This window comes from Marinifilum sp. JC120 (assembly GCA_004923195.1).
GTDB lineage: Bacteria > Desulfobacterota > Desulfovibrionia > Desulfovibrionales > Desulfovibrionaceae > Maridesulfovibrio.
This window is the reverse complement of record RDSB01000112.1, coordinates 1-552: the sequence shown is the minus strand read 5'-3', so window position 1 is coordinate 552 and position 552 is coordinate 1. Positions and strand designations below refer to the sequence as shown.

Genomic DNA, 552 nt, shown 5'->3' with positions numbered 1-552 from the left:
ACATCTTGTTGTTGCATCGAAACATATAAATGTTGACTAATCTGGCTAACATTGAACTTGGTAAAATGAAATRGTTGAATAATTGAAAAATGAGATTATTCAGGAATACACATTGAATGCKRAGATTACGCATTKMATTTCTGGTAGTAGATCCATAATCAAARAAGTGTTKGTGATTRTTSCAGAAGAAATGAAACAAAAGATACGGTAGAGCTAGGACAGTTATTGTATGAGGTCTACCCARTGCTARATGCAGAGGCGCATAATAGATCGATATGAACATYATRAGCTGTCCCGYAATAAAACCWGTTGTTGCTGATACYTTCTTCTSGGTTCCTTCTTCTCCTTCKTCCATAACCYGAGCTCGGAGMMGGMAGAGATAAGAGGGCCCTATGGARAATGTGGTCAGAAATCCATAAYAGAGTCCGWCCACAACGACCGAWTTTATTATCTTCATGCATAAGGATACTAGATTACCTAGTAKAAAAGATTGAAAAACCATCACAAACCTCCCTTTTTTCTTTTCTATTTCAATTTCTGGATTATTATATG

Annotated in this window: 1 protein-coding gene; it reads right to left on the bottom strand. The window is 36.0% G+C overall.

What is annotated here, in order from left to right:
* The coding region (locus D0S45_20620) for a hypothetical protein (protein ID TIH07283.1) at window positions 1-502 on the bottom strand (502 nt) is incomplete at its 3' end.
* Window positions 503-552 lie beyond the last annotated feature (50 nt).